Origin of the sequence: Nonomuraea sp. KM88 (assembly GCF_052245635.1) — a bacterium.
Taxonomy (GTDB): domain Bacteria; phylum Actinomycetota; class Actinomycetes; order Streptosporangiales; family Streptosporangiaceae; genus Nonomuraea.
The window spans coordinates 637637-664530 of sequence record NZ_JBQQCC010000001.1 but is presented as its reverse complement, the minus strand read 5'-3'; the positions used below and the strand labels follow the sequence as shown (position 1 = coordinate 664530).

Annotated in this window: 29 protein-coding genes and 2 pseudogenes; 12 read left to right on the top strand and 19 right to left on the bottom strand. The window is 71.6% G+C overall.

What is annotated here, in order from left to right; translation table 11 throughout:
• Positions 1-31 precede the first annotated feature (31 nt).
• Positions 32-253, bottom strand: coding sequence for a hypothetical protein (locus ACTWPV_RS03125; RefSeq protein WP_443150507.1), 222 nt, complete (start codon positions 251-253; stop codon positions 32-34).
• A gap of 112 nt (positions 254-365) precedes the next feature.
• Here ACTWPV_RS03125 and ACTWPV_RS03120 point away from each other — a divergent pair, with 112 nt between their 5' ends.
• From ACTWPV_RS03120 to ACTWPV_RS03100, 5 genes are all read left to right on the top strand, one after another.
• A complete protein-coding gene (locus ACTWPV_RS03120; RefSeq protein ID WP_443150506.1) occupies positions 366-2048 on the top strand; it encodes a carboxylesterase/lipase family protein in 1683 nt (560 codons plus the stop codon).
• Positions 2045-3277, top strand: a complete 1233-nt coding sequence (locus ACTWPV_RS03115) for a sensor histidine kinase (RefSeq protein ID WP_443150505.1) — start codon at positions 2045-2047, stop codon at positions 3275-3277. Before ACTWPV_RS03120 ends, ACTWPV_RS03115 begins: the two co-directional genes overlap by 4 nt.
• On the top strand, positions 3274-3915 hold the full coding sequence (locus tag ACTWPV_RS03110) for a response regulator (RefSeq protein ID WP_443150504.1): 642 nt from the start codon (positions 3274-3276) through the stop codon (positions 3913-3915). The genes ACTWPV_RS03115 and ACTWPV_RS03110 overlap by 4 nt, the downstream gene beginning before the upstream one ends.
• A 116-nt stretch (positions 3916-4031) precedes the next feature.
• Positions 4032-5285, top strand: coding sequence for a serine hydrolase domain-containing protein (locus tag ACTWPV_RS03105; protein WP_443150503.1), 1254 nt, complete (start codon positions 4032-4034; stop codon positions 5283-5285).
• 211 nt (positions 5286-5496) lie between these two features.
• On the top strand, positions 5497-5946 hold the full coding sequence (locus ACTWPV_RS03100) for a hypothetical protein (protein WP_443150502.1): 450 nt from the start codon (positions 5497-5499) through the stop codon (positions 5944-5946).
• 57 nt (positions 5947-6003) lie between these two features.
• Here ACTWPV_RS03100 and ACTWPV_RS03095 read toward each other — a convergent pair whose 3' ends face one another.
• The 8 genes and pseudogenes from ACTWPV_RS03095 to ACTWPV_RS03060 form a co-directional block, all read right to left on the bottom strand.
• Positions 6004-6774: an alpha/beta fold hydrolase gene (locus tag ACTWPV_RS03095; protein ID WP_443150501.1), complete on the bottom strand. Its 771-nt coding sequence runs from the start codon at positions 6772-6774 to the stop codon at positions 6004-6006.
• A gap of 5 nt (positions 6775-6779) precedes the next feature.
• Complete coding sequence (locus ACTWPV_RS03090) at positions 6780-8057, bottom strand: RNA polymerase sigma factor (RefSeq protein WP_443150500.1); 1278 nt, start codon at positions 8055-8057, stop codon at positions 6780-6782.
• Entirely contained in the window at positions 8054-8386 is a 333-nt protein-coding gene (locus tag ACTWPV_RS03085; RefSeq protein WP_443150499.1) for a YciI family protein, read from the bottom strand. The genes ACTWPV_RS03090 and ACTWPV_RS03085 overlap by 4 nt, the downstream gene beginning before the upstream one ends.
• Positions 8387-8395: 9 nt before the next feature.
• A pseudogene (locus ACTWPV_RS03080) lies at positions 8396-8527 on the bottom strand (prolyl aminopeptidase); the annotation flags it as partial.
• A 560-nt stretch (positions 8528-9087) separates the two neighbouring features.
• The gene (locus ACTWPV_RS03075) at positions 9088-9366 is read right to left on the bottom strand and encodes a DUF6355 family natural product biosynthesis protein (protein ID WP_443150887.1); all 279 of its coding nucleotides are present in this window, start codon (positions 9364-9366) and stop codon (positions 9088-9090) included.
• 452 nt (positions 9367-9818) lie between these two features.
• Positions 9819-10364 (bottom strand): NADPH-dependent FMN reductase, encoded by a 546-nt coding sequence (locus tag ACTWPV_RS03070; RefSeq protein WP_443150498.1) that lies wholly within the window; start codon positions 10362-10364, stop codon positions 9819-9821.
• A complete protein-coding gene (locus ACTWPV_RS03065; RefSeq protein WP_443150497.1) occupies positions 10361-11686 on the bottom strand; it encodes an LLM class flavin-dependent oxidoreductase in 1326 nt (441 codons plus the stop codon). Before ACTWPV_RS03065 ends, ACTWPV_RS03070 begins: the two co-directional genes overlap by 4 nt.
• The gene (locus ACTWPV_RS03060; RefSeq protein WP_443150496.1) at positions 11683-11829 is read right to left on the bottom strand and encodes a hypothetical protein; all 147 of its coding nucleotides are present in this window, start codon (positions 11827-11829) and stop codon (positions 11683-11685) included. The genes ACTWPV_RS03065 and ACTWPV_RS03060 overlap by 4 nt, the downstream gene beginning before the upstream one ends.
• A gap of 322 nt (positions 11830-12151) precedes the next feature.
• Here ACTWPV_RS03060 and ACTWPV_RS03055 point away from each other — a divergent pair, with 322 nt between their 5' ends.
• Positions 12152-12484, top strand: coding sequence for a putative quinol monooxygenase (locus ACTWPV_RS03055; RefSeq protein WP_443150495.1), 333 nt, complete (start codon positions 12152-12154; stop codon positions 12482-12484).
• 138 nt (positions 12485-12622) lie between these two features.
• Here ACTWPV_RS03055 and ACTWPV_RS03050 read toward each other — a convergent pair whose 3' ends face one another.
• The 5 genes from ACTWPV_RS03050 to ACTWPV_RS03030 all read right to left on the bottom strand — a co-directional run bounded on the left by ACTWPV_RS03050 (position 12623) and on the right by ACTWPV_RS03030 (position 16861).
• Entirely contained in the window at positions 12623-13942 is a 1320-nt protein-coding gene (locus ACTWPV_RS03050) for an MFS transporter (RefSeq protein WP_443150494.1), read from the bottom strand.
• A gap of 110 nt (positions 13943-14052) precedes the next feature.
• Complete coding sequence (locus ACTWPV_RS03045) at positions 14053-14940, bottom strand: SDR family NAD(P)-dependent oxidoreductase (protein ID WP_443150493.1); 888 nt, start codon at positions 14938-14940, stop codon at positions 14053-14055.
• Between the two features lie 7 nt (positions 14941-14947).
• Positions 14948-16039, bottom strand: coding sequence for a hypothetical protein (locus ACTWPV_RS03040; RefSeq protein ID WP_443150492.1), 1092 nt, complete (start codon positions 16037-16039; stop codon positions 14948-14950).
• The gene (locus tag ACTWPV_RS03035) at positions 16036-16575 is read right to left on the bottom strand and encodes a UGSC family (seleno)protein (RefSeq protein ID WP_443150491.1); all 540 of its coding nucleotides are present in this window, start codon (positions 16573-16575) and stop codon (positions 16036-16038) included. The genes ACTWPV_RS03040 and ACTWPV_RS03035 overlap by 4 nt, the downstream gene beginning before the upstream one ends.
• Positions 16576-16627: 52 nt before the next feature.
• Complete coding sequence (locus ACTWPV_RS03030) at positions 16628-16861, bottom strand: hypothetical protein (protein WP_347641951.1); 234 nt, start codon at positions 16859-16861, stop codon at positions 16628-16630.
• Between the two features lie 304 nt (positions 16862-17165).
• Here ACTWPV_RS03030 and ACTWPV_RS03025 point away from each other — a divergent pair, with 304 nt between their 5' ends.
• The gene (locus ACTWPV_RS03025; RefSeq protein ID WP_443150490.1) at positions 17166-18020 is read left to right on the top strand and encodes an IclR family transcriptional regulator; all 855 of its coding nucleotides are present in this window, start codon (positions 17166-17168) and stop codon (positions 18018-18020) included.
• Positions 18021-18127: 107 nt separating this feature from the next.
• Here ACTWPV_RS03025 and ACTWPV_RS03020 read toward each other — a convergent pair whose 3' ends face one another.
• The gene (locus ACTWPV_RS03020; protein ID WP_443150489.1) at positions 18128-18967 is read right to left on the bottom strand and encodes an SDR family NAD(P)-dependent oxidoreductase; all 840 of its coding nucleotides are present in this window, start codon (positions 18965-18967) and stop codon (positions 18128-18130) included.
• A gap of 79 nt (positions 18968-19046) precedes the next feature.
• Positions 19047-20336, bottom strand: a complete 1290-nt coding sequence (locus ACTWPV_RS03015; protein WP_443150488.1) for a phenylacetate--CoA ligase family protein — start codon at positions 20334-20336, stop codon at positions 19047-19049.
• 95 nt (positions 20337-20431) lie between these two features.
• Between ACTWPV_RS03015 and ACTWPV_RS03010 the strand changes: the two are divergent.
• The 5 genes and pseudogenes from ACTWPV_RS03010 to ACTWPV_RS02990 all read left to right on the top strand — a co-directional run.
• A pseudogene (locus tag ACTWPV_RS03010) lies at positions 20432-21073 on the top strand (alcohol dehydrogenase catalytic domain-containing protein); the annotation flags it as partial.
• A gap of 157 nt (positions 21074-21230) precedes the next feature.
• Positions 21231-22103: an ABC transporter ATP-binding protein gene (locus ACTWPV_RS03005; RefSeq protein ID WP_443150487.1), complete on the top strand. Its 873-nt coding sequence runs from the start codon at positions 21231-21233 to the stop codon at positions 22101-22103.
• Positions 22093-23091, top strand: a complete 999-nt coding sequence (locus tag ACTWPV_RS03000) for an ABC transporter ATP-binding protein (protein WP_443150486.1) — start codon at positions 22093-22095, stop codon at positions 23089-23091. Before ACTWPV_RS03005 ends, ACTWPV_RS03000 begins: the two co-directional genes overlap by 11 nt.
• Positions 23088-24047, top strand: a complete 960-nt coding sequence (locus ACTWPV_RS02995; protein ID WP_443150485.1) for an ABC transporter permease — start codon at positions 23088-23090, stop codon at positions 24045-24047. The genes ACTWPV_RS03000 and ACTWPV_RS02995 overlap by 4 nt, the downstream gene beginning before the upstream one ends.
• The gene (locus ACTWPV_RS02990) at positions 24044-25102 is read left to right on the top strand and encodes an ABC transporter permease (protein ID WP_443150484.1); all 1059 of its coding nucleotides are present in this window, start codon (positions 24044-24046) and stop codon (positions 25100-25102) included. Before ACTWPV_RS02995 ends, ACTWPV_RS02990 begins: the two co-directional genes overlap by 4 nt.
• Before the next feature lie 56 nt (positions 25103-25158).
• Here ACTWPV_RS02990 and ACTWPV_RS02985 read toward each other — a convergent pair whose 3' ends face one another.
• The 3 genes from ACTWPV_RS02985 to tnpA are packed head-to-tail and all read right to left on the bottom strand — an operon-like array spanning position 25159 to position 26754.
• Positions 25159-25398, bottom strand: a complete 240-nt coding sequence (locus tag ACTWPV_RS02985; protein ID WP_443150483.1) for a zinc ribbon domain-containing protein — start codon at positions 25396-25398, stop codon at positions 25159-25161.
• A complete protein-coding gene (locus tag ACTWPV_RS02980; RefSeq protein WP_443150482.1) occupies positions 25389-26342 on the bottom strand; it encodes an RNA-guided endonuclease InsQ/TnpB family protein in 954 nt (317 codons plus the stop codon). The genes ACTWPV_RS02985 and ACTWPV_RS02980 overlap by 10 nt, the downstream gene beginning before the upstream one ends.
• Positions 26335-26754, bottom strand: a complete 420-nt coding sequence (gene tnpA, locus ACTWPV_RS02975; protein WP_443150481.1) for an IS200/IS605 family transposase — start codon at positions 26752-26754, stop codon at positions 26335-26337. Before tnpA ends, ACTWPV_RS02980 begins: the two co-directional genes overlap by 8 nt.
• Positions 26755-26894: the final 140 nt, after the last annotated feature.

Here is a 26894-nt window from a genome sequence, read left to right as displayed (position 1 = left end):
AGGCCCGCTCCCATGCGCGAGACGGGAGCGGTCAGCCCGTGCGGCGGGCGACCAGCGCGAAACGGCGCGCGGTCGCCCGTAGCGAGCGGCCGCGCTCCATGTTGTCGTGCAGGGCGCGCAGCCGGTCACCGTAGCGGTGCACGTCGAACACGGCGAAGTCCCAGCCATCGAACGGCCCATCGAACGGCGCGGCCAGCACCTCCTGGATCAGCGCGTCGTAACCCACACGGGGACGACGCCCGTCGTAACTCACGCCGGAACCGTGCCCGTTCGCCGTTCCGGCCGGCAACCTGTCAACCATCAGGTGGCCGGTCGCAACCTCCGGCCGTACCGGCGGGCGCGGCGGCGTTCCTAACGTGCGGGACATGGAGAGAAGAGGACACGCGATGATCGCAGGGGCCGCGGCGCTCCTGCTCGCCCAGGGTTGCGGCACGCCGGCGGCCAGCACCTCACAAAGCGCCGGCGCATTGTCGGGGCCGAGCGCCACGCGGAGCGCGCCGGCCACGCAGCACGCCAGCGCGGCCGGTCCGGAGGTGGGGCTGGACAGCGGGCGGATTCGAGGGGTCTATGACGGCGATGTCGCGCGATATCGCGGGATCCCGTACGCCCAGCCGCCCACCGGCGACCTGCGCTGGCAACCGCCACGGCCCGTCGCCCGGTGGCCGGGCGTCCGCGACGCGACGACGTCCGGCCCCGCCTGCCCCCAGGCCAGCGAGAACCCCAAGGAGAGCAGCGAGGAGGAGGACTGCCTCACCCTCGACGTCACCGTCCCCAGGAAGACGGGACCCCGGAAGGTGAGCGGCGAGCCCAGGCCGGTGATGGTCTGGCTGCACGGCGGCGGCTTCTCCGCGGGGCGCGGCGCCGACTACGACCCACGCCGCCTGGCCGTCCAGGGCGGCGCCGTCGTGGTCACCGTGGAGTTCAGGATCGGCGTGCTCGGCTACCTCGCGCTGCCTGGAATGTCCGGCGGGGGCACGTTCGGGCTGCAGGACCAGCAGGCCGCGCTGCGCTGGGTACGGCGGAACGCGGCGGCGTTCGGCGGCGACACGGGCAACGTCACCTTGTTCGGCGAGTCGGGCGGCGGCATCGCCACCTGCGGCCAGCTCACCGCGCCAGGCAGCAGAGGTCTGTTCCACAAGGCGATCATCCAGAGCGGCTCGTGCGGCACGGCTCTCCTGCCGAACGCCACCGGCCCCGGGACACCGCGGTATCCGTTCTGGCGCCCGCTGAAGGAGACGTACGCCGCCACGCGGTCGGCGGCCCGCCGGGTGGGCTGCCCGGTGGGCAAGGACGCAGCGAAGACGCTCGCCTGCCTGCGCGGCAAACCGGTCAAGGAGCTGCTGAAACTCACCGGGTCGTTCACGTCCGCGTCGTACGGCGGCCCCTCCCTGCCCGTCTCCCCCGAGCGGGCGCTGCGCAAGGGGGACTTCGCCCGCGTGCCCGTGCTCACCGGGCACACCAGCAAGGAGGCCCTGGTGTTCGCCGGCGTACTGAGCCTGCTGGGCAGTCCGGTCACCGACGAGAACCTCCCTGATCTCCTCCGTCAGGGCTTCGGCCGCAAGGCGGAGGAGATGGCCCGCCGCTACCCCAGGGACGAGTACGCCACCCCGATCGAGGCGTGGGCCGCCCCCAACACCGACGCCATGTTCGCCTGCCCCCACGCGCGGGACGGCGACGCCCTGGCCCGCGGGACGAAGGTGTTCGCCTACGTCTTCGCCGACGACACCGCGCCGCCGTTCGTTCCGTCGTTGCCCGGGTTCCCTGCCGGTGCTGGGCACGCCTCGGAGCTGGCGTACCTGTTCGATGTGCGGGACAAGCCGATCAACCTGAACGGCGAGCCCGTGCCGCTCAACCAGACCCAGCTGTCGGTGGCCCAGGATATGGTGGCCGCCTGGACCTCGTTCGCGCGGACCGGCACTCCGTCCTCCAGCGGCCGTGCCTGGCGCCAATGGAGATCAGGAGCGCGCGTCGCGCACCTGATCACCGATCAGCCGGGAAGCACCTCGACGACGCCCGCGCCCCGGTGCGCCCACCTCGACCGACCATGACCAGCGCCACGTCACCTCCGAGCGACACCAGGAGGGCTCAGGCCTTCCTGGTCGTCCTCATGGCCGCGTTCGCGCTGCTCGACCTGGCCATCTTCCGCAGCGTCCAGCGGACCAGCGGCCCGCTCGGCCCGGCCGCAGGGCTGGCGCTGAGCCTGCTCGCCGACGCCTGCCTGCCGTTCCTGGTGCGCTTCCCGAGAGCGGTCGCCGTGGTCGCCTGCGCGGCCACGGCGCTGGCGGCGGTGGGCGACACGCTGGCCCCCGGGTCCTTCACGCCGCTCGATCCGGTGACGCCGGTGACCGCGCCGCTGTGCACGCCGGTGATCGTGTGGTTCGTCGTCAACCGGGTGCCGCGCCAGCAGGCGGTGGCGTACGTCGCGGTCCTGGCACTCGCCGCCACCCGGCCGTGGGCTCCCGAGTGGGAGACCGCCTACGCCGGGGTCATCGCCACGGTCCTGCCGGCCGTGCTCGGCCTGTACACGCGCGCCCACCGCGAGCTGCTGCGGTCGTTGCGCGAGCGGGCGGCGAGCACCGAGCGCGAGCGGCTGCTGCTCGCCGAGCGGGCCAGGGCGGCCGAGCGGCAGCGGCTGGCCGGCGAGATGCACGACATCGTCACCCACCACGTCACCGAGATCGTCCTGGCGGCGGGGGCGCTGAAGGTGTCGGCGACCGACCACGGTGTCCGGGCGGCGGCCGAGCACATCCGAGATGCGGGCTCGCGCACGCTGACGGAGTTGCGCGACCTGATCGGCATCCTGCGCCGAGGCCACGCGCACGAGCCCGGTGAGCCCGCGCGTGTCACGCTCGACCCTTCCGGCCTGGACGTCCTCACCGGCTCCGCCAGCGCAGCGGGAAACCCGGTCACCCTGCGGGTCATCGGCACGCCGGAGGGGGTGACCCCGGCGATCGCCAGGGGCGCGTACCGCGTGGTTCAGGAAGCGCTCACCAACGTCAGGAAACACGCGCCCGGTGCGGCCGTCGAGGTCGAGCTCGTCCATGACCGCGACACGCTGACCGTCACGGTGGCCAACGCTGCTCCTCCGGCGGGGTGCGCTCCCGGCGGGTCCGGGCTCGCGGCGAGCGGCTCCGGGCTCGGCCTCGACGGGCTCCAGCGGCGGATCACCCTGCTCGGCGGCCGGTTCGCGGCGGCCCCTGCGTCTGGTGGCGGCTTCCGGGTGTCGGCCATCCTGCCCGCGTCCGTGCCCACGGACGACCACCTGGACGTCTCATGATCAGAGTGCTCGTGGCCGACGACGATCCCATGGTCCGCCATCACCTCCGCACCATTCTCACCTCGAAAGGCAAGGTCGAGGTGGTGGCGGAGGCCGAGGACGGCGCGGAGGCGGTGGAGGCCGTGCTGCGCGCCGCGCCCGACGTCGTGCTGATGGACATCAGGATGCCCGGCGTGGACGGCATCACCGCCACCGCCGAGATCGCCAGGCTGCCCACCCCACCGGTGGTGGTCGCCCTCACCACGTTCGACTCCGACGCCCACGTGCTGCGCGCCCTCCAGGCCGGGGCGAGCGGGTTCCTGGTGAAGTCGACTCCGCCGGAAGACCTGCTCGACCTGGTCAAGGTGGCGGCCCAGGGCGCCACCGTGCTGTCGCCGTCCGCCGCCCGCCACCTCGTGTCGCGCTCGGCGCCGGCGGACGTCGCCGTGCGGGAGAAGCTGGCCGCCCTGAGCGAGCGCGAGCGTGACGTCCTCGCCTGCCTCGGCGAGGGCCTGACCAACGGCGAGATCGCGGCCCGGCTGTTCCTGTCGGACTCCACCGTCAAGAGCTACATCTCGCGCCTGCTGGCCAAGCTCGACCTCGCCAACCGTACGCAGGCGGGCCTGCTCGCCCACCAGGCCGGCCTGCTCGGCCCGTGAGCGAGGCCGAGATGTCATGACGCCGAGATGACACGTGTCATAGGGAGCTGGTGACACTGCGGGCTGCCCGCGACCTGCCCAGATACATCAGGATACCGGCTATGATCTCCCCTCGAATGCGACACACCAGGCGGCTGGCCGCCGCAGCCGCGCTGCTCACCACGGCGACCCTGATGGCCCCGGGCACGGCCGCGGCCGCTCAGGATCCCGCGCTCGACCGGCAGGCGCTGCAAGGGTCGCTGGACGCCGCGCACCAGGCGGGGATGTACGGCATGCTCTCGACGGTCCGTGACGGGAACCGAACGTGGCAGGGCGCCACCGGCGTCGCCGACGTGACCACCAAGCGGCCGATGAACCCGAGGATGACGCACCGGGTCGGCAGCATCTCCAAGACCTTCGCCTCCGTGGCCGTGCTGCGGCAGGTGGAGCGCGGCACCATCGAGCTGGACGCCCCCATCGGCCGCTACCTGCCCGGCCTCGTCCCCGGCGAGCGCGGCGAGCAGATCACCGTGCGGATGTTGCTCAACCACACCAGCCACATCGCCGACTACCTCGCCCCGGCGTTCCCGTCGCTGCTGGAGGGCAGGACCGACAGCCTGGACGAGCACCGTTTCCGCTCGATCAAGCCGGCGGAGCTGGTGAAGCTGGGTCTGGAGGGCGCTCCGACGGGCGAGCCCGGCGCGACGCCCGGCTCCTACTCCAACACCAACTACGTGCTCATCGGGCTGCTGCTGGAGAAGGTGACCGGTGAGAGCGCCGAGCGCCACATCACGCGCAACGTGATCCGCAAGGCGGGCCTGCGGCACACGTCCTACCCGCGCACGCCGCGCATCCCCGGGGCCCACTCGAAGGCGTACGAGTCGTGGTACGGGCTGATCGACCCGCCGCGCGACTACAGCGTCTACGACATGTCCTATGTGCGCACCGCCGGTGACGTGGTGTCCACGATGGACGACCTCAACCGGTTCTACCGTGAGCTGCTGCGCGGGCGGCTGATCGGCGCGGAGCAGCTGGCCGAGATGCAGAAGACGGTGCCCGTGAGCGTGGGCGGCGGATACCTGATCTACGGCCTCGGCCTCTACGCCGCCGACCTGCCGTGCGGCCGGTTCTGGGGGCACGACGGAGCCGTCTTCGGCATGGGCGCCCAGTCGCTGTCCAGCCCGGACGGCAACCGCCAGATCTCGTTCGGCATGAACCTCATGAAGTACCAGAAGATTGGCGATGACGGCCAGCTGGAGCCCAGTGAGATCGACACCGCGATGGCGAACCACCTGCTCTTCGCGCTGTGCGGGAAGGGCGGCGCGACCGCGAAGTCGGAGAAGAAGCCGTTCGTGCCGCTCCCCACGAGCCGGATGACCGTCAAGCGCTGACCGCCCGCCGCCGGGTCCCGCCGCCTGATCGCCGCCGTGGCCGGCGGCGATCAGGCGGGGGTGGGCCACGGCCAGGCCCACGCAAGGTGCTTCATTTGTGGATTTATCCACACACGCTTCATGTGTGGATTTGTCCACAGATGATCGCGGCGAGTCTCCGTAATGTCCCTGGTGCCGGGAACGACCGGCACACGACACGGGGAGGAACCCAATGCGTAAGACCCTTGCGATCGCGACCCTGGCCGGCTCGATGGCCGTCACCGGCATCGCTCTCACGCCCGCCGCCCAGGCGGCCACGCAGTCCACCGCGTCGACGGCTGTGTCGACGGCTGTGTCGACCACGGTGTCGACCACTGGCGCCTCCTACGGCGGCAGCTGGGGCAAGTTCTTCTCCAGCGACCACAAGGCGTACACCTTCGGGAAGACCTGGAAGCGGCACGGCAAGGTCCACACGAAGTGGTACGGCGTCGACAGGCGCGGCGGCAAGAAGGCCTGGGTCTGGTTCGAGGTCTACCAGAACGGCCACTGGAAGAAGTTCAACAGGGCCTGGGACGGCAAGGTCGCCGGCAGCTGGAGCGGGCGGGGCATCACGAGGGCCTACACGTTCACCTGCTGGGCGGGCAAGTTCGACAACTGCGGCCGCAAGTACCGCATCTACTAGACATCACCACACCGCGATCACCGAGGCCCGGCGGCCACCCGCCGGGCCTCGACCATGTCAGGAGAAGAAGGACCGGAGGTGCGGGGCCAGCACCTCCCACGAGACGTTGTGGTCCTGGCCCTGCAGCACCGTGTGCCGGGGGGACGGCAGGAGGTCCACCAGCGCCTCGGCCGCGGCCAGGCTCCACGCGCCGGTCCCGGAACCGGTCAGGATCAGGGCAGGCGCCTTGACATCGGCCAGCTCGGCCGACGGGCGGCCGTCACCCATGATCGCGGCGTCGTAGGCGAGGGTCGGGGCGATCGCCTCCATCGACGCCCACATGGGCGCCTGCCGCATCTGGCCGATCATGCCCGGCGGCATGCCCACGGAGCTCAGGAAGAGCGCCATGGCGTCCCCGCGACGGCCGTCGGCCAGGCAGGCGGCCAGCTCGGCGGCGTACGCGCGGGCCCGCTCGTGGGCACCGGCGTCGAGCTGGAACGGCGGCTCCCACAACGCGAGCCGGGTGATCGGCACCCCCTCGGCCGCCGCGCGCAGCGCCAGCACCGCGCCGGAGGAGTTGCCGAACACGGCCGCAGAGCCGCCCGTCGCGGCTATCACCGCGGCGAGGTCCTCGATCTCGCGCCGCACGTCGTACGGCGGGGTGTCGCCGCTGTCGCCCCGCCCACGCCGGTCGTAACTGATCACCGTGTGCCCGTCCGCCAGCAGCTCGGCCAGCGGCGCGTGGACGCCCCTGGCGCAGGAGGCGCCGCTCACCAGGACGACCGGGCTGCCCGAGCCCAGCAGGTCGAAAACGATCTCGGTTCCGTCGGCGGAACGTGTGGAGGTCATGGTCACTACCCCTTCCGGTGGTCCGTTTCGCCCTCCCCACGAACGGCGGGCGCCCCTGCGGACACCTCGCCGGAAGAAATCCCGGCGAGACGCCGGGCGAGGTAGCGGCGTTCCGGCTCGGTCGGGGCCAGCGGCAGGGCCTCGCGGTAGGCGGCGGCCGCCTCGGCACGGCGGCCCTGGCGGCGCAGCAGGTCGGCGCGGGCGGCGGGCAGCAGGTGGTAGCCGCCCAGCTCGGGCACGAGCGCCTCGACGAGGGCCAGCCCGCGCGCCGGATCGCCCATCCCCACGGCGACCGCCCGGTTCAGCCGGACGGCAGGGGACGGCACGAGCGCCTCCAGCCGCCCGTAGAGCGCCGCGATCTCGGCCCACGGCGTGCGTTCGAAGGAGTCGGCGCTCGCGTGGCAGGCGGCGATCGCGGCCTGGATCTGGTACGGCCCCGCCCGGCCCTGGCGCAGCACGCGCTCCAGCATGGTGACCGCCTCGCCGATGCGCTCGTGTTGCCACAGGGAGCGGTCCTGCTCTTCGAGCGGCACCAGTTCGCCCGCGTCGAGCCGGGCCGGGCGCCGGGCGTCGTGCAGCTCCATCAGGGCCAGCAGGCCGGCCGCCTCCGGCTCGCCGGGCAGCAGCGAGACGAGCATCCGCCCCAGCCTGATCGCCTCGTCGGACAGGCTCCGCCGGATCAGGTCGCCACCGGCGGTGGCCGCGTACCCCTCGTTGAACAGCAGGTAGAGCACGCCCAGCACCGTGGTGAGCCGGCCGGGCAGCTCCGCCGCGTCCGGAACCCGGAAGGGGATGCCCGAGTCGCGGATCCTGGCCTTGGCCCGGGTGAGCCGCTTGGACATCGTGGCCTCGGGGACCAGGAAGGCGCGGGCGATCTCGGCCGTGGTCAGCCCGGCCAGGGTGCGCAGCGTCAGCGCCACCCGCGACTCGAACGGCAGGGCGGGGTGGCAGCTGGTGAACATGAGCCGCAGCCGGTCGTCGCCGTACGCCTCCTCGCCGTCCCCCGGCCGCGCGGGCCCGGTCACGGCCAGCTCGCGCAGCTTGGCCGCGCCCACGGCGGCCCTGCGGAGACGGTCGATCGCCCGGTTGCGGGCGGTGGTGGTGAGCCAGGCGCCGGGCGCGGCCGGCACACCGTCGGCCGGCCACCGCTGGAGCGCCTGGGTGAAGGCGTCCTGAGCGCACTCTTCCGCCAGGTCCCAGTCGCCGGTCATCCGGATGAGCGTCGCGATGATCTGCCCCGACTCCTCCCGGAACAGCGCGTCGGCCGTCTCCCGGACGTTCACGGCAGCAGCGCCCGCACCTCGATCGTGCCGTGCCGCGCGACGGGATGGGCCATGGCCGCTTCGAGCGCCTGCTCCCGGGTGGCGCACTCGATCAGGCTGAACCCGGCCACGACCTCCCTGGCCTCGACGAACGGACCGTCGGTGAGCAGGACCTCGCCGTCACGCGCCCGGACCGTGGTGGCCCCGGCCGGCGCCTCCAGACCACCGGTCTGCACCAACCGGTCCCCCTGGGCCTCGGCCCACGCCTTGCAGTCGGGCAGGAAGCCGGGATCGGCCAGCATCGCCTCGTGGGCCTGCTGATCTCCGCAGATGAGCAACAGGAACTTCATGCTCCAAGCCTAGGCCCCGCGCTCGCCGCGGAAACGGTCGGTGGCCTCGACGAGCCGGTGCAGCGTGCCGGGCTCCGCACCTGCGTGGCCGGCGTCGTCGACGAGGTGGAACTCGGCCTCCGGCCAGGCCAGATGGAGGTCCCGGCGGCCCACGCACGCGCCGCCGGCACGTGCACCGCCGGGTCCGGATCGAACACCCTGCGATGGTAGGCGTGCACCATGTCGTCGCGTTACACGTACCCGGGTTGCGTGAGGACCGGCAGGCCGGCCTATACGACGACCGGAGGAAGCGGAATGGTACCGCACCGAATATGGGCGGATCGGGATGAAATCGCGGCGCTGAAGGCGCTACCAGAACGCGAGCCGGGAATGCGAATGCTACCCACCGGCCGGCCGCTAGCCCGGAAATGGGACGCAGGAGATTCTGTCAAACGACGGGAAATGCTCGCAGAGTTTGAGATTCGCGTGGTGCTGCACGCCACAGGCCATGACCCGCGCGTGGCCAGTGCCGAACTCACCGGCTACTGCAGACGGATTTCCGAGAAAAGAAGAGGGATCGGAAGCGAAGGACCACCAGGCGATTCAGATATTGGCAAGGCGGCCAGCAAAGGAGCTGGCCGCCTTGCCCATTATCGCTCACGTGCATGGATGGCTAAGGACGCGCAGCGAGACTTCGAGCCAGGCCTGAGGGGCTGGCTCTGTCAACACCTGCCGATGCTCTTCGCGCCGCGTATGTCGCCGATGCCTGTCCCGCTCTGCCCCAGAAGGGTTACCGACTTCGGCGGGGTGCACCTCGTGCTGTCGTCCATCCAGACAACATCCACGCTGATTTTTATCTTGTAGATTGTGCAGTTCCGCCAATAGGCGTACGGCCCTCCCGGGCTGTATTCGGTGAAGTATCCGCATCCGCTGGGTGGGGTATCGGCACTCGCGGTACCTGTAGCGGTTACACCAGTGCCGATCACCAGCGCCGAGAGCATAACGGCCTTTGGAATGAGCGTTGTTAAGCGCGCCTTCATTATTTCTCCATCCCCCTTTCTTGGCTTGACCCTGTGAATGAATCTCGGATGATCAGCCCAATCGATGCCTCGGGCTTCTGTGCTCGCGCATAGATGCCGTGCCTCGCTGGCCATGAGTAATCATCCACGATCATCGTCATAAGGTCGTCATAACCGTGGCATGAGAGGGGATGGGATGGACATGAGTTCAGAACCTTCACTTGGGTCGGACTCGCAGCCTGAGCCGTTTCCTGCTCGTCGCGCAACGCGCTACACGGAGCGAAGCGTCCCCGTCTCATAGGGCTCCACCGGGGGATAGAACGTCCTTTGACCCATGGCTCCCAGACATACCACCTCGGCCCTGGGACCGCGTATGGCGTACACCGTGGTACCGGACGCCGGCCGCCCCGGTCGGAGACGGGGCGGCCGGACGCTCAGGGGTGGGCGGCGAAGCGGCCGACATCCTTGCGCGCGGACTTGAGGGCACCGGCGACCTGGGGCGCGACCCGGTCCGCCCAGGGCGCCAGCACCTCGCCCAGAGCCGGGATCTGCGATTCGAGCACCGCCAGCCCCGGGCTGGGCACGGCGGCGCCCAGCTCCACGAGCAGCGGCCGCAGGTGCACCTCGACCGCCAGCGCGTGCCGGGGGTCGCCCATGACGAGCAGCGGCAGCGCCACCGTGCCCGCCAGCGCGTCCGGAGGCAGGCGGTCGAGGAAGGACTTCAGCAGCCCGGTGTACGTGCCCTTGTAGGTGGGGCTGGCCACCACCAGCACCTCCGCCTCGGTCACCAGCTCCCGCGCCACCTCCACCCCGGCGTGCGAGCCGGGCGCGAGCAGGTGGGGCCCGAGCGCGGACAGGTCGACCACCTCGTGACGCCCCTCGCCGCCGAGCCCGCGGGAGATCGTCCCCGCGGCCTCGGTGGCCACGGCGAGGGTCCTGGAACCAGCCCGGGGGTTGCCCACCAGCGCGACGACGCTCATGGGGCCACCGCCGCCGCGCGCCGCGCGTGCGGGGACGGGGGTCTGGCCAGGCCGTAGTTCTCGCGTAGCGTGCGGCCTTCGTACTCGTGCCGGAACAGGCCCCTGACCCGCAGTTCCGGCACGACGTGGTCGACGAAGTCGGACAGGCCGCCGGGCAGGATCGGCGGCATGATGTTGAACCCGTCGGCCGCGCCGGCGAAGAACCATTCCTGCAGCTCGTCGGCGATCTGCTCCGGCGTGCCCGCCACGACGCGGTGGCCGCGCCCGCCGGCCAGGCGGCCGATCAGCTGCCTGACCGTGAGGCGGTCCCGCCTGGCCAGGTCGACGACGAGCCGGCGGCGGCTCTGCGCCCCCTCGTTCTCCGCCGGCACGTCGGGCAGCGGCCCGTCCAGCGTCTCCTCGGTGAGGTCGAGCCCGGTCATCCGGGACAGCTGCCGCAGCCCGTACGCCGGGATGATCAGATCTTCCAGCTCCTTCTCCAGCCGCAGCGCCTCGCGCTCGGTGGAGCCGATGATCGGCGAGATCCCGGGCAGGACGAGCAGGTCCTCGTGCCGCCTGCCGTGGGCGGCCAGGCGCCGTTTGAGGCCGGTGTAGAAGTCCTGGGCCTCCCTGAGCGTCTGCTGCGCGGTGAAGACGGCCTCGGCGTGGCGGGCGGCGAACTCCGTGCCGTCCTCCGACGACCCGGCCTGGACCAGGAGCGGATGGCCCTGCGGGGGGCGCGAGGTGTTGAGCGGGCCGTTGACCGCGAAGTGCTCGCCCACGTGCTCGATCGGGTGGATCTTGCGGGGGTCGGCGTAGTGGCCGCCCGTGCGGTCGCGCAGGACGGCGTCGTCCTCCCAGCTGTCCCACAACTTCCTGGCGACCTGCAGGAACTCGTCGGCCCTGGCGTAGCGGTCGGCGTGGGAGGGGCGCTCGACACCGAAGTTGCGGGCCTCCGGCTCGCCGGCGGAGGTGACGATGTTCCAGCCGGCCCGGCCGCCGCTGATGTGGTCGAGCGAGGCGAACTTGCGGGCCACGTGGAAGGGCTCGTTGTACGTCGTCGACACGGTGGCGATGAGACCGATGTGGGAGGTGACGGAGGCCAGGGCCGACAGCAGCGTGAGAGGTTCGAGCCGGTCGAGCGCGTTGTGCCGGATGTTGCCCAGGGCCAGGCCGTCGGCGAGGAAGAGGGAGTCGAGCGTGCCGCGCTCGGCGATCGTGGCGAGCTCCTGGTAGTGGCGGACGTCGGTGAGTCTGGCCGGCTCGGTGCGCGGGTGCCGCCAGGCGGCCTCGTGGTGGCCGACGCCCATGAGGAAGGCGTTGAGGTGCAGCTTGCGGGTCACGTGGTCCTCCGCCCGTCCTGCTCGTCGGGCTCCGCGAGCTCCGCGAGGTCCACGACGGCGGCGAGCTCGGCCTCGTCGTCGGGCAGGTCGTACCAGTGCACGTCGCCGGGAAGCCGGAGGGTGTCCTCGGTCTGGTGGGCCATGGGTGCTCGCGCCTTTCGTTGCTGTGGCCGCGTCGCGCGGCGGGTGCCGGCGTCCGGCGGGCACCCCTGGGCGGTTCTGCGAGTGATCACGATGGTTCCTCTGGAGAGAAGAGAGGTGGGGCGGTGGTACGTGATCAGCGACACTGCGCGCTGGCGACGTGGCAGAAGTCCACGTGCGGGCGGCGGGTCAGATGAAGGCCCTGGCTCATGCCACGAAGGTACGAGCCCGCATCCCTAAAGTCAATATTCCCTACTTGATATGACGGAAATACTGGAGCCGATAGGCTCGGCCCGTGGCGCCGCCGACCGTTGGAGCAGTCAAATGATCTTCATCACCGCCAAGTTCCGCGTCCTGCCCGAACACGCCGACCGCTGGCCGGAGATCACCGCGGAGTTCACCGAGGCGACCCGCGCCGAGCCCGGCTGCCTGTGGTTCGACTGGTCACGCAGCCTCGACGACCCCACCGAATACGTCCTGGTCGAGGCCTTCCGCGACGACCAGGCCGGCGCGGACCACGTGGGCTCGGCCCACTTCCGGCAGGCCCGGCAGACACTGCCGCCCCACCTCGCCGAGACCCCGCGCATCGTCAACACCACCGTCCCGCAGGACGACTGGTCGGAGCTGGGCGAGATGGCCGTGCCCTCCCGCGACTGACCCGGGCGCGCAGCCCCGGCATGCGGGCGCGCGTCCGGCCTCCTGCTTCCCGCCGCGGATCCGCACCGGGCACGAACGTACGCCGCGCGGGAGGAGGCCCGGCGCCCCTCGCCCCCGCGCGGCGCGATGGTGCCCGGTTCAGAGCTCGGGCGCCACGACCGGGGCGGCGACCTTCTCGGGCTTCCGCACCGAGGCGGTGTACCTGATGCCGATCACGGCCACCAGGCTCACCGCGCCCAGCACGGTCAGGAACACGGCGACCGGCATGGACGAGCCGTACGCGGCGTACAGCGCGGGGAAGGCCGGGGTGGCGGCGCCGGCCACGGTGCCGCCGGCCGCGTACGCGATGGAGATGCCGCTGTAGCGGACCCTGAGGTCGAACATCTCGCTGAACAGGCCGCCCTGCGCGCCGGCCATGATGCCCTGCACCACCGCGGCCACCAGGAACGCGATCAGCGCGGGAACGGTCTCGCCGGTGTTGACCATCGCGAACATCGGGACCGGCCACACCACCGCCGTGATCGCGCCGACGATGTAGAGCCGCTTGGCGCCGAAGCGGTCGGACAACATCGCCGACACGATGATCGCGATGATCCACACCGAGGTCGAGGCCAGGATCAGGGTGAGCAGCGTGTTGCGCTCGAAGCCGGCCACCTGGGTCCCGTAGGTGAGCATGTACACGGTGACCGCGTAGCCCACCGCGGGCGGCGCGATCGCGGCCAGGCCGCCCAGGATGAGGTTGCGCGGGTGGTGGCGCAGCAGCTCGGCGAAGGGCACCTTGCTGATCTTCCGCTCCTGCTTCGCCCTGGCGAACTCGGGCGTCTCCGACAGGCGGAGCCGTACGACGAAGCCGACGATGACCAGCACCGCGCTCAGCAGGAACGGGATGCGCCAGCCGTAGGAGAAGAACGCCTCGTCGTCCATGCCGGAGACGGCCAGGAACGCCAGGTTCGAGGTCAGCACGCCGATCGGCACCCCGAACTGGGCGAAGCTGCCGTAGACGGCGCGACGCCCCGGTGCGGCGTTCTCGGTGGAGATGAGCAGCGCGCCGCCCCACTCGCCGGACACGCCGAAGCTCTGGACGAGACGGAGGGAGACCAGCAGCAGCGGCGCTCCGATGCCGATGGCCGCGTACGTGGGAAGCGTCCCGATGAGGAAGGTCGAACCGCCGGTCAGGATCAGTGTGAGGACGAGCATCGACTTGCGGCCGATCCTGTCGCCGAAGTGACCGATGACCGCGGCCCCCAGCGGCCTGACCAGGAATCCGGCGGCGAACGCCGACAACGACGCGAGCGTGGCGGCCTCGGGCGACGCGTCCGGGAAGAACAACCGGGGGAACACCAGTGCGGCGGCGGTGCCGAAGATGAAGTAGTCGTACCACTCGATCGACGTGCCGATGAAGCTGGCGGCGAAGAGCCCTCTGGTGGATGGAGGCTTGGACGTGCCGTTGTTCGTCATGGGTGGCACTCCTCAGAGCGGGGGTGGGGTGTCGGCGGTTTGCGGAGTTGTAGGGACCGTATTTCGCCCGGCGCCGTAGATCGTGGGTCATCTGCGGCACCCGGCCTACGTCATCTGTCGCGGTCGCGGCCGTCCGGGGCAGCGACGGGCGGCGGCCGCCGGGGCGGCCCGCCGTCGACGTCGAGGATGTGCCCGGAGATCCACCGGGCCCGATCGCTGAGCAGGAACAGCGCGGCCTGGGCGACGTCCCAGGCGGTGCCCTCGGTCATGAGCGCGGTGCTCTCGCGCCGCCCCGCGCGTGCCTCCTCGGGCATGTTGGCGGCGGCGAACGACCCCCAGATCATGCCGACCCGCACGCCGTTGACCCGGATGCCCCGCGGGCCCAGCGTGGCCGCCGCGCCCTCGGTCAGGTTCTCCAGCCCCGCCTTGGCCAGGGAGTAGACCATGCCGGGCCCGCGCGCCCGCACGGTCACCGAGGAGATGTTCACGATCGACCCGCCGCGCGGCAGCACGGGGACGGCGTGCCGGGTGACCTGCCAGGCCGAGGTGAGGTTGACCGCCATCAGCTCGGCGAACCGGTCAGGGGTGACCTCGAACAGCCCGGCGGGGTCGCCCGAGGCCACGTTGTTCACCACGGCGTCGAGCCCGCCGAGGCGACCGGCCGCCGCGGCGACCGCGGCGGCGCACGCCCGGTCGTCGGTCACGTCCGCGACCACGGGGACCGCCTCGCCGCCGTTCTCGCCGATCAGCTTCACGGTACGGCCGGCGGCCGCCGCGTCCCGGTCGAGCACCGCGACGCGCGCGCCGTGCGCGGCGAGCACCCGGGCGATGGCGTGGCCGACGCCCGGCAGCGCGCCGTTCTGCCCGGCCCCGGTGACCAGGGCGGCCCGGCCGGCCATCCACCGCGCACCGGCCCCGGCGAACGGATCAGCCAGCGGATCGACCGGCGGGTCCGCCGGCGGGTCGGCCGGCGGGTCGGCCGGCGGGTCGTCGGACATGAGCTCCTCACGCCTCCGGGGTCGTCGCGACGTCGCGCGGCGGCTCGATCCTGGCCGAGATGCCGGACCAGTTGGAGAACACCCGGACCACCATGGAGATCCCGGCGTTGCGGGCCCCCGCAACGACGATCGGCAGGTTCTTGGGCGCGCCGTCGGCGAAGTACCGGTGGAACGCGCCGGGATCGCCGTCGTCGCTCTGGCGCCGGACGTTCCCGTGCACGTGGTTCTTGCCGGCCCTGGCCAGGTCGGCCTCGGACCGCCCGCACCGCTCGATCAGCCAGTCGCGCACGCCGGCCTTGCTCATTCCGGCCGCGGCCAGCAGCTGCGCGTGCTCGGGGCAGAACACCACGCCGGCGCTGGCGTGGCGGAAGATCCAGCTACCCGTGCGCGAGATCGTGTCGGCGAAGTCGCCGAGCAGCGCCTCGGGGTCGTCGGTGTGCCGGTTGTCGACGAACTCGCTGGTCCTGAGCAGGGTCGTGGAGACGGCGTCGACGCCGGCGGCCACCCCGCCGTCCACCGAGAGCGGCTCCCATGGGCTCTCCTCCTCGTTCTCGGCGATGCACATCGCCCACCGCCCCGGGATGCCCTGGGTCGCCTGCTCCAGCACGTGCGGCACCACGCCGAGCGCGTTGCGGACGATCAGCCCGATCGCCCTGGCCACGGTGGCGTTGGCACGGAAGCCGGGGCCGAACACGCCGCCGGAGCCGTTGAAGCCGAGACGTCGGCGTACCGGGCCGTTGACCACGATCAGCGGCGCGGGGCCGCTGGTGCTCTGCCAGCCGCCGCCCACGGTGGAGCGTTCGGCCATCAGCGCGTCCCAGGCGGCCAGCACCACCGGGAAGTATTCGGGCCGGCAGCCCGCCATCACCGCGTTGACGGCGGCCAGCTCGACCGAGACCTCCCGCTTGAGGTGGTCGAGCCGGCCGACGACCTCGTCGGCGGGCCGGGACGTGGTGGCGAGGAACGTGTCGACCAGCTCGCGCGTCGCCGGCACGACGGGCAGGCCGTCGGTCCAGCCATGGTCGTACATGTACTCGATGGACTTGTGCGCGCCGTCCAGGGCGTCGGTGACCTGCCCTTCGAGGGTGCCGCCGGTCATCGGGCGGGCTCCCGGACCCGGTTCGCCACGCCGGCGAGCAGTTCCGTGGCGCGCTCGGCGACCTGCTCGGCGTTCAGCACGGCCACCGGATGCGGCGTCAGCAGGATCTCGAAGTTCTCGTCGCCGTGCACGCCGGCCATCGCGCGCGCGGTCACCTCGAAGGCGTCGCTGACGATCACCGCGGCGGGGATGCCCGCCCGCTCGAACGCGATGCCGTCCGCCGCGGCCGACGCGCTGCACGAACCGCAGTCGCCGACGCCGGTGATCACCACGTCGCTGACCGCGGCGATCTCCCTGAGCATCGGCTCGTCCACCGGGAAGGCGACATGCGGCTTGGTGCGCTGGATCGCCACCACCGCGCCGTACCGGTCACGGAGCAGGTCGCCGAGCCCGGCCAGCAGCTGCGCGGCGTTCCGCTTGGTGTTGGTCAACAATCCGACGCGGGCGCCGGCCAGGCTGGGCACCCGCCTGGCGGCCACCGCCGCGCGCGCGGGCCGTACGGACAGGCCGGTCGGGTCAAGGATTCGGTCGAACATCCCTCAGACACCTCTTCTCATCAGCTCAGCGGCTCGCCACCCGCTCGGCCCATCACGCCGGTGCGACGTCGCCGGGGTAGGACAGCCGGATGCCGTCGGGTCCCACGCCGAGGATCGGCGCCAGCATGCTCACCATCATGTTCTTGGGGACCAGGCAGTCGGGGCAGCTGCCGGCTCCGGCGGTGATCCGCACGTCGAAGGCGGAGCCGGCCTCCTCGACGCTCAACTGGTAGCCGTCGACGGCCAGGGTGGACCGGATCTGCTCCAGACGTGTTTCGTCGCGCATCTTCGCCTCACTCGTGATCGGGGCCGCCGGTACGTCCTGCGGGGGTGACCGGGTGCGACTACGACCCTGCTCAGAGCAATGTAGACCGTGGCATTACAGAAGAAATCTCGACTTTCATGACACGGAAGGGCTAGTGGTATTTCGTTCGTATGCCCTGATGGCCTTCCGCACGGGAAACCCCTTTTCCGTCCAGCGGAAGGGATTTTCGACCAGTTTGGGCTACTATCGAAAGGCTGTCCGTTTATGTAGCCTGGGTAACGCCCACGTAACTAGGTCAAGAATTAACGGACAGGCAGGTGAATTGGTGACTGTCCTGGCAGACAAGTCTCTCGAACCCCATCGCCTGACATCGGCCCAGCGCGTGCTCTCCATCCTCGGCGTCTTCGACACCGAGAACCTGGCGCTGTCCCTCAGCGACATCAGCCGCAGAACCGGACTCACGCTCAGCACCACCCACCGGCTGCTCAACGAACTACGCCGCTGGGGCGCGCTGTCCCGGCACAGCGACGGAAAGTACAGCATCGGCCTACGCATCCTGGAGCTCGGCACCCTGGCGCCGCAGGGCGGACAGCTGCGCGAGATCGCGCTTCCGTACCTGCACGACCTGCAGCACGCCACCCGGGGCAACATCCACCTCGGCGTGCCGGAAGGGCACGACGTCATCTACGTCGAGTCGCTGCGCGCCCGCGACACCGTCCCGGTGCCGAGCAGGCTGGGCGGGCGCTGGCCCATGCACGCGACCGGCACCGGGCTGGTGCTGCTCGCCCACTCCTCCCAGGAGTTCCAGGAGGAGGTGCTCGCCTCCAAGCTGCGCCGCTACACCGAGCACACGCTCACCGACCCCGACGCGCTGCGGCACTTCCTGGCCGAGGTCCGCAAGTCGGGCGTCGCCATCGTGCAGAGCCAGCTCACCCACGACGCGATGGCCGTCGCGGTGCCCATCCGCGGCCCCCGCGACCGCGTCGTGGCCGCGGTCGGCATCACCGTGCCGCTCGGCTCGCCGTCCCCGCACTCCCTGGTGCCCGCGCTCGCCGCGACCTCCCGCAGCATCTCCCGCGCCCTCGGAGCGCCCTCGGCCGTCACCGGCGCCGGGGTGCCGCGCCAGACCGCGCACTGGCAGGTGCGCGAGGTCAAGTACTCCGGCTCCGCGGGACGCTGAGGGTCCGCAACCCCGGGAAACCCGGTCGAGAGCCCGCGCCCGCGGGAAACCCGGACGCGCCGGGAGCGGCCCGCTCCCCTGATGCGGGCCGTTCCCGGCGCGTCCGGTCACTCCCCCATCGGGACGGAGGTGACCGGCTCGACCGGGTAGCGGTGCGGGGGACCGCCCTCGACCGGCAGGATGTGCCCGGAGATCCACCGGGCCCGGTCGCTCAGCAGGAACAGCGCGGCGTGCGCGATGTCCCAGGAGGTGCCCTCGGTCTTCAGCGCGGTGCCCTCACGGCGCTGCTCACGCATCTCCGGGGTCATGGAGCCCTTCGCGGCGAACGCCCCGTAGATCGCGCCGACCGCGATGCAGTTGACGCGGATGCCCTGCGGCCCGAGCGTGGTCGCCGCCCCCTCGGTCAGGTTCTCCAGGCCTGCCTTGGCCACGCAGTAGATCAGGCCGGGCCCGCGCCGGCGCGCCCCGACGGACGAGATGTTCACGATCGAGCTGCCGCGCGGCAGCACCGGGACGGCATGCCGGGTGATCGACCACGCGGACTTGAGGTTGATGTCCATCAGCCGGTCGTAGTGCTCGGGGGTGGTGTCGAACAGCCCGCTGCGGTCGCCGGCCGCGACGTTGTTGACCACCGTGTCGAGCGCGCCCAGGCGGTCGGCCACCTCGGCCACGGCCCCGGCGCAGGCCCGGTCGTCGGTCACGTCGGCGACCACGGAGATCGCCTCACCGCCCTCCCCCACGATCAGCTTCACCGTGCGCTCGGCGGCCTCCTCGTTCCTGTCGAGCACCGCGACGCGGGCGCCGTGCCTGGCCAGCACCCGGCAGATGGCGTACCCGACGCCCGGGTAGGAGGTGTTCTGGCCGCCCCCTGTGACGAGCGCGGTGCGCCCGGTCATCCACCGGGGACCCGCGCCGGCGAAGGGATCGATCATCGGGTCGTCTGACATTTCCTGCTCCTGTCCTCGTGTGCCTGACCGGCCCGGCGGGGGTGGCCGGGCCGTGCGCCCGCGGGTCGCCGGCGGTCCGTCAGCCGCAGACCCGGGTCAGGCGGGACTTCATCTCCGTACGCTCCAGCGAGCCGGGCGGGACGAGGACGACCGTGGCCCGCACCGTCAGCCGGGCCCGGATCAGCTCCTCGATCTCCTGCCGCAGCCGCTCCTGGTCACCGGGCTCCTCGCCGAGCTCGACGTCGACCCGCAGCGGCGGCTCCACGCGCGGTCCCGGGCCGGGAAGGACGACCTGCACCACGCCGTTCGTCCGGGGATGCAGGGTCTGCGCCAGATCGCGGATCGCCGTGGGGAACACGTTCACCCCCAGCACGATCAGCATGTCGTCGGTACGGCCCACACACCGGATGAGCGGCGCGCCGTCGCCGGCGAGCCCGGTCACCAGCACGCGGTCCCGGGTGCGGAACCGGACGAGCGGGCAGCACTCGCGGTCGACCGAGGTGTAGACGAGCTCGCCCGTCGCGCCCGGCTCGGGGTCGATCGGCTCGCCGGTGTCCGGGTCGATGAGCTCCACCACCACGTGCCGGCCGCCGGTGAACCGCATGCCGCCGGCGCCCGGAGGCTCGGCGAACAACACCGGCGCCATGTCCGCGTTGCCCAGGCCCTCGGTGACGCGCGCGCCCCACTCCTGCTCCATGCGCTGCTGGAACGCGGGCTCGCCGCCCCCTGGCTCGCCCCCCACGAAGATCTTGGTGATGCCGAACTCCTTGGGGTCGCGCCCCAGCTTGCGTACGTGCTCGGCCAGGTAGCGCACGTAGGAGGGGGTGGCGTGCAGCGCGGTGACGCCCAGGGACTCCAGCGCCTGGACCGCCTTGTCCGACGCCCCGGTGCCGATCGGGACCATCGTGCAGCCGATGTGCTCCAGCGCGTCCCTGATCGGCAGCCCGCCCACGAACAGCGTCAGCCCGGAGCCGTGCAGCACGACGTCCTCGCGCCGCGCGCCCATGGTCGTGAACGCCCGCGCCACCATCTCGGTCCACGTCCCGGCGTCACGCCGGGTCACCCCCACCCAGCTCGGCTTGCCGGTGGTGCCGGTGGAGGCGTGGACGCGGATCACGTCGACCATGTCGACGCCCGCGTGCCGGCCGAGCGGGGGCGAGTCCGCCTGGGAGTCGCGCAGGAGTTGCTTGTCCGTGAAGGGCAGCTTGCGCAGATCGTCGAGGGAGACCAGCGCCGACGGATCGACCCCGTGCCCGGCGAACAGGTCGGCGTAGAACGGAGAGCGCGCGGGCAGCCCGGCGAGCTGCGCGCGGAGCATCGCGGTGACGGTCTCTCGGTCCTCTGCCGCGACGAAGCCGGGTTTGATCACTGATGGTCCTTCCGGGAGGTGGGAGTGCCGGTGCTCGGATACTGGCGGCGGAGTCACGCACGGACGGCCGCGGCGCATGAGTCGTAGTCGAGGCGATGCTTCTGAGCAATGGCCAGCGGTGCTCCACTATGCCCAGCGGGCCGGCCGGCGAGCCACCTGACTTTCGCGTCGCGGAAAGCAAATGCGCGGCCGTGAACAGCGTTCATGAATGCTTTCCGCGACGTGAAATCCTCGTCGCGTTCCCCTGCCGGCGCCGCCATCCTGACAGCGAAACCCACCAGGAGGAAGGCCCCCTTTCGATGGCAGACACGGTACGCGCGGCAGTGCAGGTCGCCCCGAACAAGATCGAGGTGCGCGAGTTCCCCCGCCCGAGGATCGGCCCGGACGACGGCCTGCTCCGCGTGGAGGCCAACGGCGTCTGCGGCAGCGACGTCGAGATCTACAGAGGACACCTCGGGTCGATGGACCAGGACGATCCGAAGCCGTTCGTGCCCGGGCACGAGCCGATGGGCATCGTCGAGGAGGTCGGCGAGCGGGCCGCCGAGCGGTGGGGCGTCAAGCCCGGCGACCGGGTGGCCGTCGAGATCATCATCCCGTGCCACTCCTGCCGCAGGTGCCTGACCGGGCGCTACCAGTCGTGCCCCAACCGCAGGCCGGGCCACGGAGTCGCGTCGCTCGACGTGGCGCCGTCGCTGTGGGGCGGGTTCGCCGAGTACATGTACCTGTCGCCCCGCACGATTCTGCACCCCATCGACCCGGCCCTCCCTGCCGAGGTGGCCGCGATGTTCAACCCGCTGGGCGCGGGCGTGCGCTGGGCCTGCCACCTGGGCGGCGTGGGGCTGGGCGACACCCTGCTGGTGCTCGGCGCCGGGCAGCGCGGCTTCCGGCAAGAGCGTGTCGTCGCTGGCGCTGCTGGGGCTGCTCGGCTCGGGCAACATCTCGGCGGGCTCGGTGCTGCTGCGGGACGAGGAACTCGTGGGAGCCGCCCCCGAGCGGCTGCGGCAACTGCGCGGCTCCGAGCTCGCCATGATCTTCCAGAACCCGATGAGCTCGCTGGACCCGCTGTTCACGATCGGTGACCAGCTGGTCGAGGCGTTGCGGGCGCACCGGCCCGTGACGCGCGGGGCCGCCAGGGCGCGGGCCGTGAAGCTGTTGCGGGAGGTCGGGCTGCCGGATCCGGAGCGACGCGTACGTGCCTATCCGCACGAGTTGTCCGGCGGCCAGCAGCAGCGGGTCATGGTGGCGATCGCCCTTGCGGGCGAGCCGGCGCTGCTCATCGCCGACGAGCCCACCACGGCGCTGGACGTGACCGTCGAGGCGCAGATCCTGGAGCTGCTGCGCACGATGCAGCGCGAGCACGGCACGGCGCTGCTGCTCATCACCCACGACATGGCGGTGGTGGCGGAGATGGCCGACCGTGTCGTGGTGATGTACACCGGGCGGGTGGTGGAGCAGGGACCGGTGGCGGAGGTGCTGCGCTCGCCGCGCAATCCGTACACGCGGGCTCTGATCGACTCGATCCCGACCCCGGCCACCCCGCGGGACCGGCCCATGCCGGCCATCGCGGGAAGCGCGCCGACACCGGCGGAGGCGCCCTCGGGCTGCCGGTTCCACCCGCGCTGCCCGTCGGTGCACGATCGCTGCCCGGAGGCGGAACCCCCGCTGTACGAGCTGCGGCCGGGCCGGGCCAGCCGGTGCTGGCTGCACGAGGGCTCGCTGCAGGCCCCGCCCGCGCCGGCCGCCGGCGAGGTGCACCATGTCGCCTGACGCGACGACGGAGGCGCCGCTGTTCGAGGCGCGCGACCTGGTCAAGCGGTTCCGGTCGCGGCGCAGCGTGGTGCAGGCGGTCAACGGCGTCTCGCTGCGGATCCCGCGCGGCCGCACGGTCGGGCTGGTGGGCGAGTCCGGTTCGGGCAAGTCGACGGTCGCCCGGCTGGCCCTGCGCCTGCTCGACCCCACCTCGGGTCAGGTCACCTTCGACGGCGTCGACCTGCTGCGGGCCTCGCGGGGCCGGATGCAGGCACTGCGGCGGCGGATGCAGATCGTCTTCCAGGACCCGCTCGGCTCGCTCAACCCCCGCATGCGCGTGCTCGACGCGGTCGGCGAGCCGCTCGCCGTGCACCGCATCGCCAAGGGCTCCGCCCGCGTGGACCGGGTGGTGGAGCTGCTGGAGCGGGTCGGGCTGGGCTCGGGCGACCTGTACAAGTTCTGCCACCAGTTCTCCGGCGGGCAGGCGCAGCGCATCGGCATCGCCAGGGCGCTGGCCACCGACCCCGAACTGATCGTCTGTGACGAGGCCGTCTCGGCTCTCGACGTCTCGGTGCAGGCCCAGGTGCTGAACCTGCTCAAGCGGCTGCAGTCCGAGCTCGGGCTGTCCTACCTGTTCATCGCGCACGATCTCAACGTCGTGCGGTACATGGCCGACGAGGTGTGCGTCATGTACCTGGGGGAGATCGTGGAACGCGGCGACGGCGACGCGTTGTTCGCCGATCCCCGCCACCCGTACACCGAGATGCTGGTGTCCGCCGTGCCCGAGTTCGCGCCGGAGCGGGCCGACGGGCGGGCTCGCCGCTCGGCGCCGCGCGGCGAGCCCGCCAGCCCGAGCAGTCCCCCGCCGAGCTGCCGGTTCCATCCGCGCTGCCCGAAGGCGGTGGAGCGGTGCCGGGAGGAGGCGCCCGCCCCGCACGGCGTGGCGGGCGGCCGGGCCGTGGCCTGTCACCTGTTCGACGCCCGGCGGGAGGCGAGCGCGCGGTGATCGGCTACACGCTGCGCAGGCTGGGGTACGGCGCGGTGGTCATGTGCCTGGTCACGATCTTCGTGTTCGTGATCATGCGGCTGGTGCCCGGCGACGCGGTGAGCCTGCAGTTGCAGGACACCGGCGTGAGCAAGGAGGCGGCCGACGCGCTGCGCGCCGAGTTCGGCCTGGACGACCCGGTGTGGGTGCAGCTGTGGGAGTGGCTCGCCGGCGCCGTCCGGGGTGACCTGGGCGCCTCGTTCTACAACAAGGAGCCGGTCATCGACCTGTTCCTGGCCCGGGTCCCGGTGACCGTGCAGCTCGGGCTGCTGGCGATGCTGGTCGGCACGGCGCTCGGCCTCACGGTCGGCATCATCGCCGCGGTCACCCGCGGCTCGGCCACGGACAGCGCACTGCGGGTGTTCGCGGTGGCGTTCCTGTCGGTGCCGAACTTCGTGGTCGCCCTGCTGCTGCTGACCGCGTTCGCGCTCTGGTTCGCCTGGTCGCCGCCGCTGGTGTACGCCGAGCCGACCGAGGACTTCACGAGCTGGGCCCAGCAGATGGCGATCCCCGTGTTCGCGCTGGGCACCGGCGGGATGGCCGCGGTGGCCCGGCTGACCCGCTCGTCGATGCTGGAGTCGCTGGGATCGGACTACATCCGCACGGTGCGCGCCAAGGGCGTGCGGGAGCGCACCGTGGTGCTCAAGCACTCGCTGCGGAACTCGACGATCGCGGTGCTCACCCTGCTCGGCCTGGAGCTGGCCACCGTGCTCGGCGGAACGGTGATCATCGAGCGGATGTTCGGGCTTCCGGGCACCGGACAGCTCATCTACCAGGCCGTGCTCGACCGTGACTATCCGGTGGTGGTGGCCTGCACGATCTTCTACGCGGGCCTGTTCGTCATCACGATCATCCTGATCGACCTGCTGTACGCGCTGGTCGATCCGCGGATCCGGACCGGGAAGGCGCTGTCGTGACCGAGAAGCGGACGTTGACCGGGACGCGCCCGGTCCCCCCGGCGCCCCGGCCGCCGCGCTGGGCCCCGCTCCGGCGCGGGAGGAAGGCGCTGCGCGTCTTCATGCGCTCCCAGCCGCTGGGCGCCGCCGCGTCACTGCTGATCTGCTTCTTCGTGCTGGTGGCGCTGCTCGCGCCGTGGATCGCTCCGTACGATCCGCTGGAACAGTTCCGCAGGGACATCCTGGACTCGCCCTCGGCGGCCTACCTGTTCGGCACCGACGACCTGGGCAGGGACGTGCTGAGCCGGACGATTCACGGCGCCCGGACGTCGCTGGTCGTCGGCGTCACGACCACCGGCGTCAGCCTGGTGCTCGGCACCGTGATCGGCGTGGTCTCGGGCTATTTCGGCCGAGGGCCGGATCTGGTCGTGCAGCGGGTGATGGACGCGGTGCAGGCCGTCCCCGGGATCGTCCTGCTGCTGTTCATCGCGGTGATCCTGGGCCCGTCGGTACGTAACACGATCATCGCGCTGACCGTGGTGATCACGCCGTCGTTCAACCGGATCGCCCGCGCCGAGACGTTGCGGGTCCGCCAGGAACCGTACGTCGAGGCCGCCAGGGCGACCGGGGCACGCGCGCCGCGCATCCTGGCCCTGCACGTGCTGCCCAACATGCTGGCATCGGTGCTGACCCTGGGCAGCCTCATCTTCGCCGGCGTGATCATCGCGGAGTCGGCGCTGAGCTTCCTCGGCATCGGCGCGCCGCCGCCCACCCCGTCATGGGGGCTGATGCTCTCCGAAGGGGTGCGCTACGTCGAACGCGCCCCGTGGCTGATCATCGTGCCCTCCGTCGCCCTGTCGATCGCCGTGTTCAGCTTCAACCTGCTCGGCGACGCCCTGCGCGACCACCTCGACCCCCGCCTGCACCGGTCGGCCGCCGATCGGGCCGCCGGCCTGTGGTGGGGGCGCCGCATGGTGTCCCGGCTGGCCCCGAGCCTGGCCCGCGCCACCGAGCAGAACGTGTCCACCGACGTGACGGCCGGTCGAACCCCCCGTCCCTCGGAACCGCCGCGCTGAGGCGGATTGGAGGCAGGAAGGTGACTCCTCCGCTCCCTGAAGGGAGCGGCTTCTCGCTAAGCCGCTTGCGCAGCCTGGCGAAGGGCAAGCCCTGCCCTCAAGATGTTGACCGCCGCGTTCACGTCGGCGTGCGCGGTATGTCCACACGCCGTACACGCGAACGCGGCTTGGGTGGGGCGGTTCTCCTTCGCGCAGTGCCCACAGCGGGCACACGTGCGAGAGGTGTTGGCGGGGTTCACTGCGATCAGCTTGCGACCGGCGCTTTCAGCCTTGTGCGCGAGGATCGTCAGGAACACCCCCCAGCCCGCATCCAGGATCGAACGGTTGAGACCGGCCTTGGCGGCGACGTTGCGGCCGAGGCCTCGATCGTGCCGGACGCCGAGCGGGTCATGCCCGCGATCCGCAGATCCTCGTGCGCGATCATGTCGTAGGCGTGGACCAGGGCGTGCGCGGCCTTGTGCGCGCCGTCCAGGCGCTGGCGGCGCACCTTGGCATGCAGCGCCGCGACGCGGGCCACGGCCTTACGCCGCCGCTTGGAGCCCTGTTTCTTGCGGGCGAGGCCCCGCTGCGCCGCCGCGAGACGGTCGGCGGTCGCGGCCAAGTGGCGGGGATTGGCGACGTGCTCCCCGCCGGAGGTGGTGACGAGCGAGGCGACGCCCAGGTCGATCCCTGCCACCGCGCCGATGGCGGGAAGCGGCTCGGCGGGCACGTCGTCACACGACAGCACCACGTACCAGCGCCTGCCCTCCCGCTTCACCGCGATCGTCTTCACCCGGCCTTTCACCGCCCGGTGCTGGTGAACGCGAACGTGCCCGACGCCCTGCAACCGCACGAACGTCGCGGCCGGGTGCTCGGGCTGGGAGTCCCACCGGCAGCCGTCGCCGTCCCTGGGCCACTCGACCGTGTCGAACCAGCCCCGGCCCTTGAACCGGGGAAAGCCCGGGGTGCGCCCGGCCTTGACCCGGTCGAAGAACGCGCGGAACGCCTTGTCCAGGCGCCGCAGGCTGGCCTGCTGGGAGGAGAAGCTCCAGCGGCCCTGCCCGTCGGGGTCGTCGCCGCGGATGTGCTTCAACTCGGCCGACTGGTCGCCGTAACCGATGCTCGCCCCGGCCTTGGCGTAGGCGGTGCGGCGGTGCTCCAGGGCGGCGTTGTAGAGCTGCCGGTGGTCCTCCAGGCATGCCGCGAGCGTGGCGGCCTGCTTGCCCGTGGGACGGAGCAGGAACTTGTACGACCTACGCACGGCCACCGCCTTTGGGGCGCTCGTACTGCGTCTCGATATAGCGCTGCACCGTCTCGGCCGACACCGCGCCGACCGTGGCCACGAAGTAGGACCGTGACCACAGCGTGGGCAACTGGGAACGCAGGTGACCGAACTCGGCACGCAGGTGGTGGGAGGTGAAGCCCTTGAACTGGTTGGCCACATACGACGGCGAGTTCTTCGGGTGGGGCTTGACGAACAGATGCACGTGATCCGGCATCACCTCAAGCGCCACGATCTCCCACCCGTGCTCGTCGGCCTTGGCGCGGATCAACTTCTCAAGGCGGTCCTTCACACGGCCGCCAAGGACCGGGCGGCGATACTTCGGGCACCACACCACGTGGTACCCGAGGTCATACGCTGCACCGGGAGAAGTGCGCACGTGCCGAGTCACACGATCATTATAACAGTGCCGCCCATCTAACATGCGACGAACGGAGACCTCTGATGTGCAGACCAGGCGGGTCACTGCACGCTCGGGCGTTGGCGGCCCTCCCGCTCCCGATTCCCCTGTCGACTGAAGGCGACGGTCCC

Bases quoted from the DNA above. Each gene is read 5' to 3' on its own strand.
- ACTWPV_RS03075 (WP_443150887.1), bottom strand. From the start codon at position 9,366: ATGCTCTCGGCGCTGGTGATCGGCACTGGTGTAACCGCTACAGGTACC.
- ACTWPV_RS03040 (WP_443150492.1), bottom strand. From the start codon at position 16,039: ATGACCGGCGGCACCCTCGAAGGGCAGGTCACCGACGCCCTGGACGGC.
- ACTWPV_RS03045 (WP_443150493.1), bottom strand. From the start codon at position 14,940: ATGTCCGACGACCCGCCGGCCGACCCGCCGGCCGACCCGCCGGCGGAC.
- ACTWPV_RS03115 (WP_443150505.1), top strand. From the start codon at position 2,045: ATGACCAGCGCCACGTCACCTCCGAGCGACACCAGGAGGGCTCAGGCC.
- ACTWPV_RS03050 (WP_443150494.1), bottom strand. From the start codon at position 13,942: ATGACGAACAACGGCACGTCCAAGCCTCCATCCACCAGAGGGCTCTTC.
- ACTWPV_RS03035 (WP_443150491.1), bottom strand. From the start codon at position 16,575: ATGTTCGACCGAATCCTTGACCCGACCGGCCTGTCCGTACGGCCCGCG.
- ACTWPV_RS03000 (WP_443150486.1), top strand. From the start codon at position 22,093: ATGTCGCCTGACGCGACGACGGAGGCGCCGCTGTTCGAGGCGCGCGAC.
- ACTWPV_RS03100 (WP_443150502.1), top strand. From the start codon at position 5,497: ATGCGTAAGACCCTTGCGATCGCGACCCTGGCCGGCTCGATGGCCGTC.
- ACTWPV_RS03055 (WP_443150495.1), top strand. From the start codon at position 12,152: ATGATCTTCATCACCGCCAAGTTCCGCGTCCTGCCCGAACACGCCGAC.
- ACTWPV_RS03095 (WP_443150501.1), bottom strand. From the start codon at position 6,774: ATGACCTCCACACGTTCCGCCGACGGAACCGAGATCGTTTTCGACCTG.
- ACTWPV_RS03120 (WP_443150506.1), top strand. From the start codon at position 366: ATGGAGAGAAGAGGACACGCGATGATCGCAGGGGCCGCGGCGCTCCTG.
- ACTWPV_RS03030 (WP_347641951.1), bottom strand. From the start codon at position 16,861: ATGCGCGACGAAACACGTCTGGAGCAGATCCGGTCCACCCTGGCCGTC.
- ACTWPV_RS03110 (WP_443150504.1), top strand. From the start codon at position 3,274: ATGATCAGAGTGCTCGTGGCCGACGACGATCCCATGGTCCGCCATCAC.
- ACTWPV_RS03105 (WP_443150503.1), top strand. From the start codon at position 4,032: ATGCGACACACCAGGCGGCTGGCCGCCGCAGCCGCGCTGCTCACCACG.
- ACTWPV_RS03085 (WP_443150499.1), bottom strand. From the start codon at position 8,386: ATGAAGTTCCTGTTGCTCATCTGCGGAGATCAGCAGGCCCACGAGGCG.
- ACTWPV_RS03060 (WP_443150496.1), bottom strand. From the start codon at position 11,829: ATGGCCCACCAGACCGAGGACACCCTCCGGCTTCCCGGCGACGTGCAC.
- ACTWPV_RS03020 (WP_443150489.1), bottom strand. From the start codon at position 18,967: ATGTCAGACGACCCGATGATCGATCCCTTCGCCGGCGCGGGTCCCCGG.
- ACTWPV_RS03070 (WP_443150498.1), bottom strand. From the start codon at position 10,364: ATGAGCGTCGTCGCGCTGGTGGGCAACCCCCGGGCTGGTTCCAGGACC.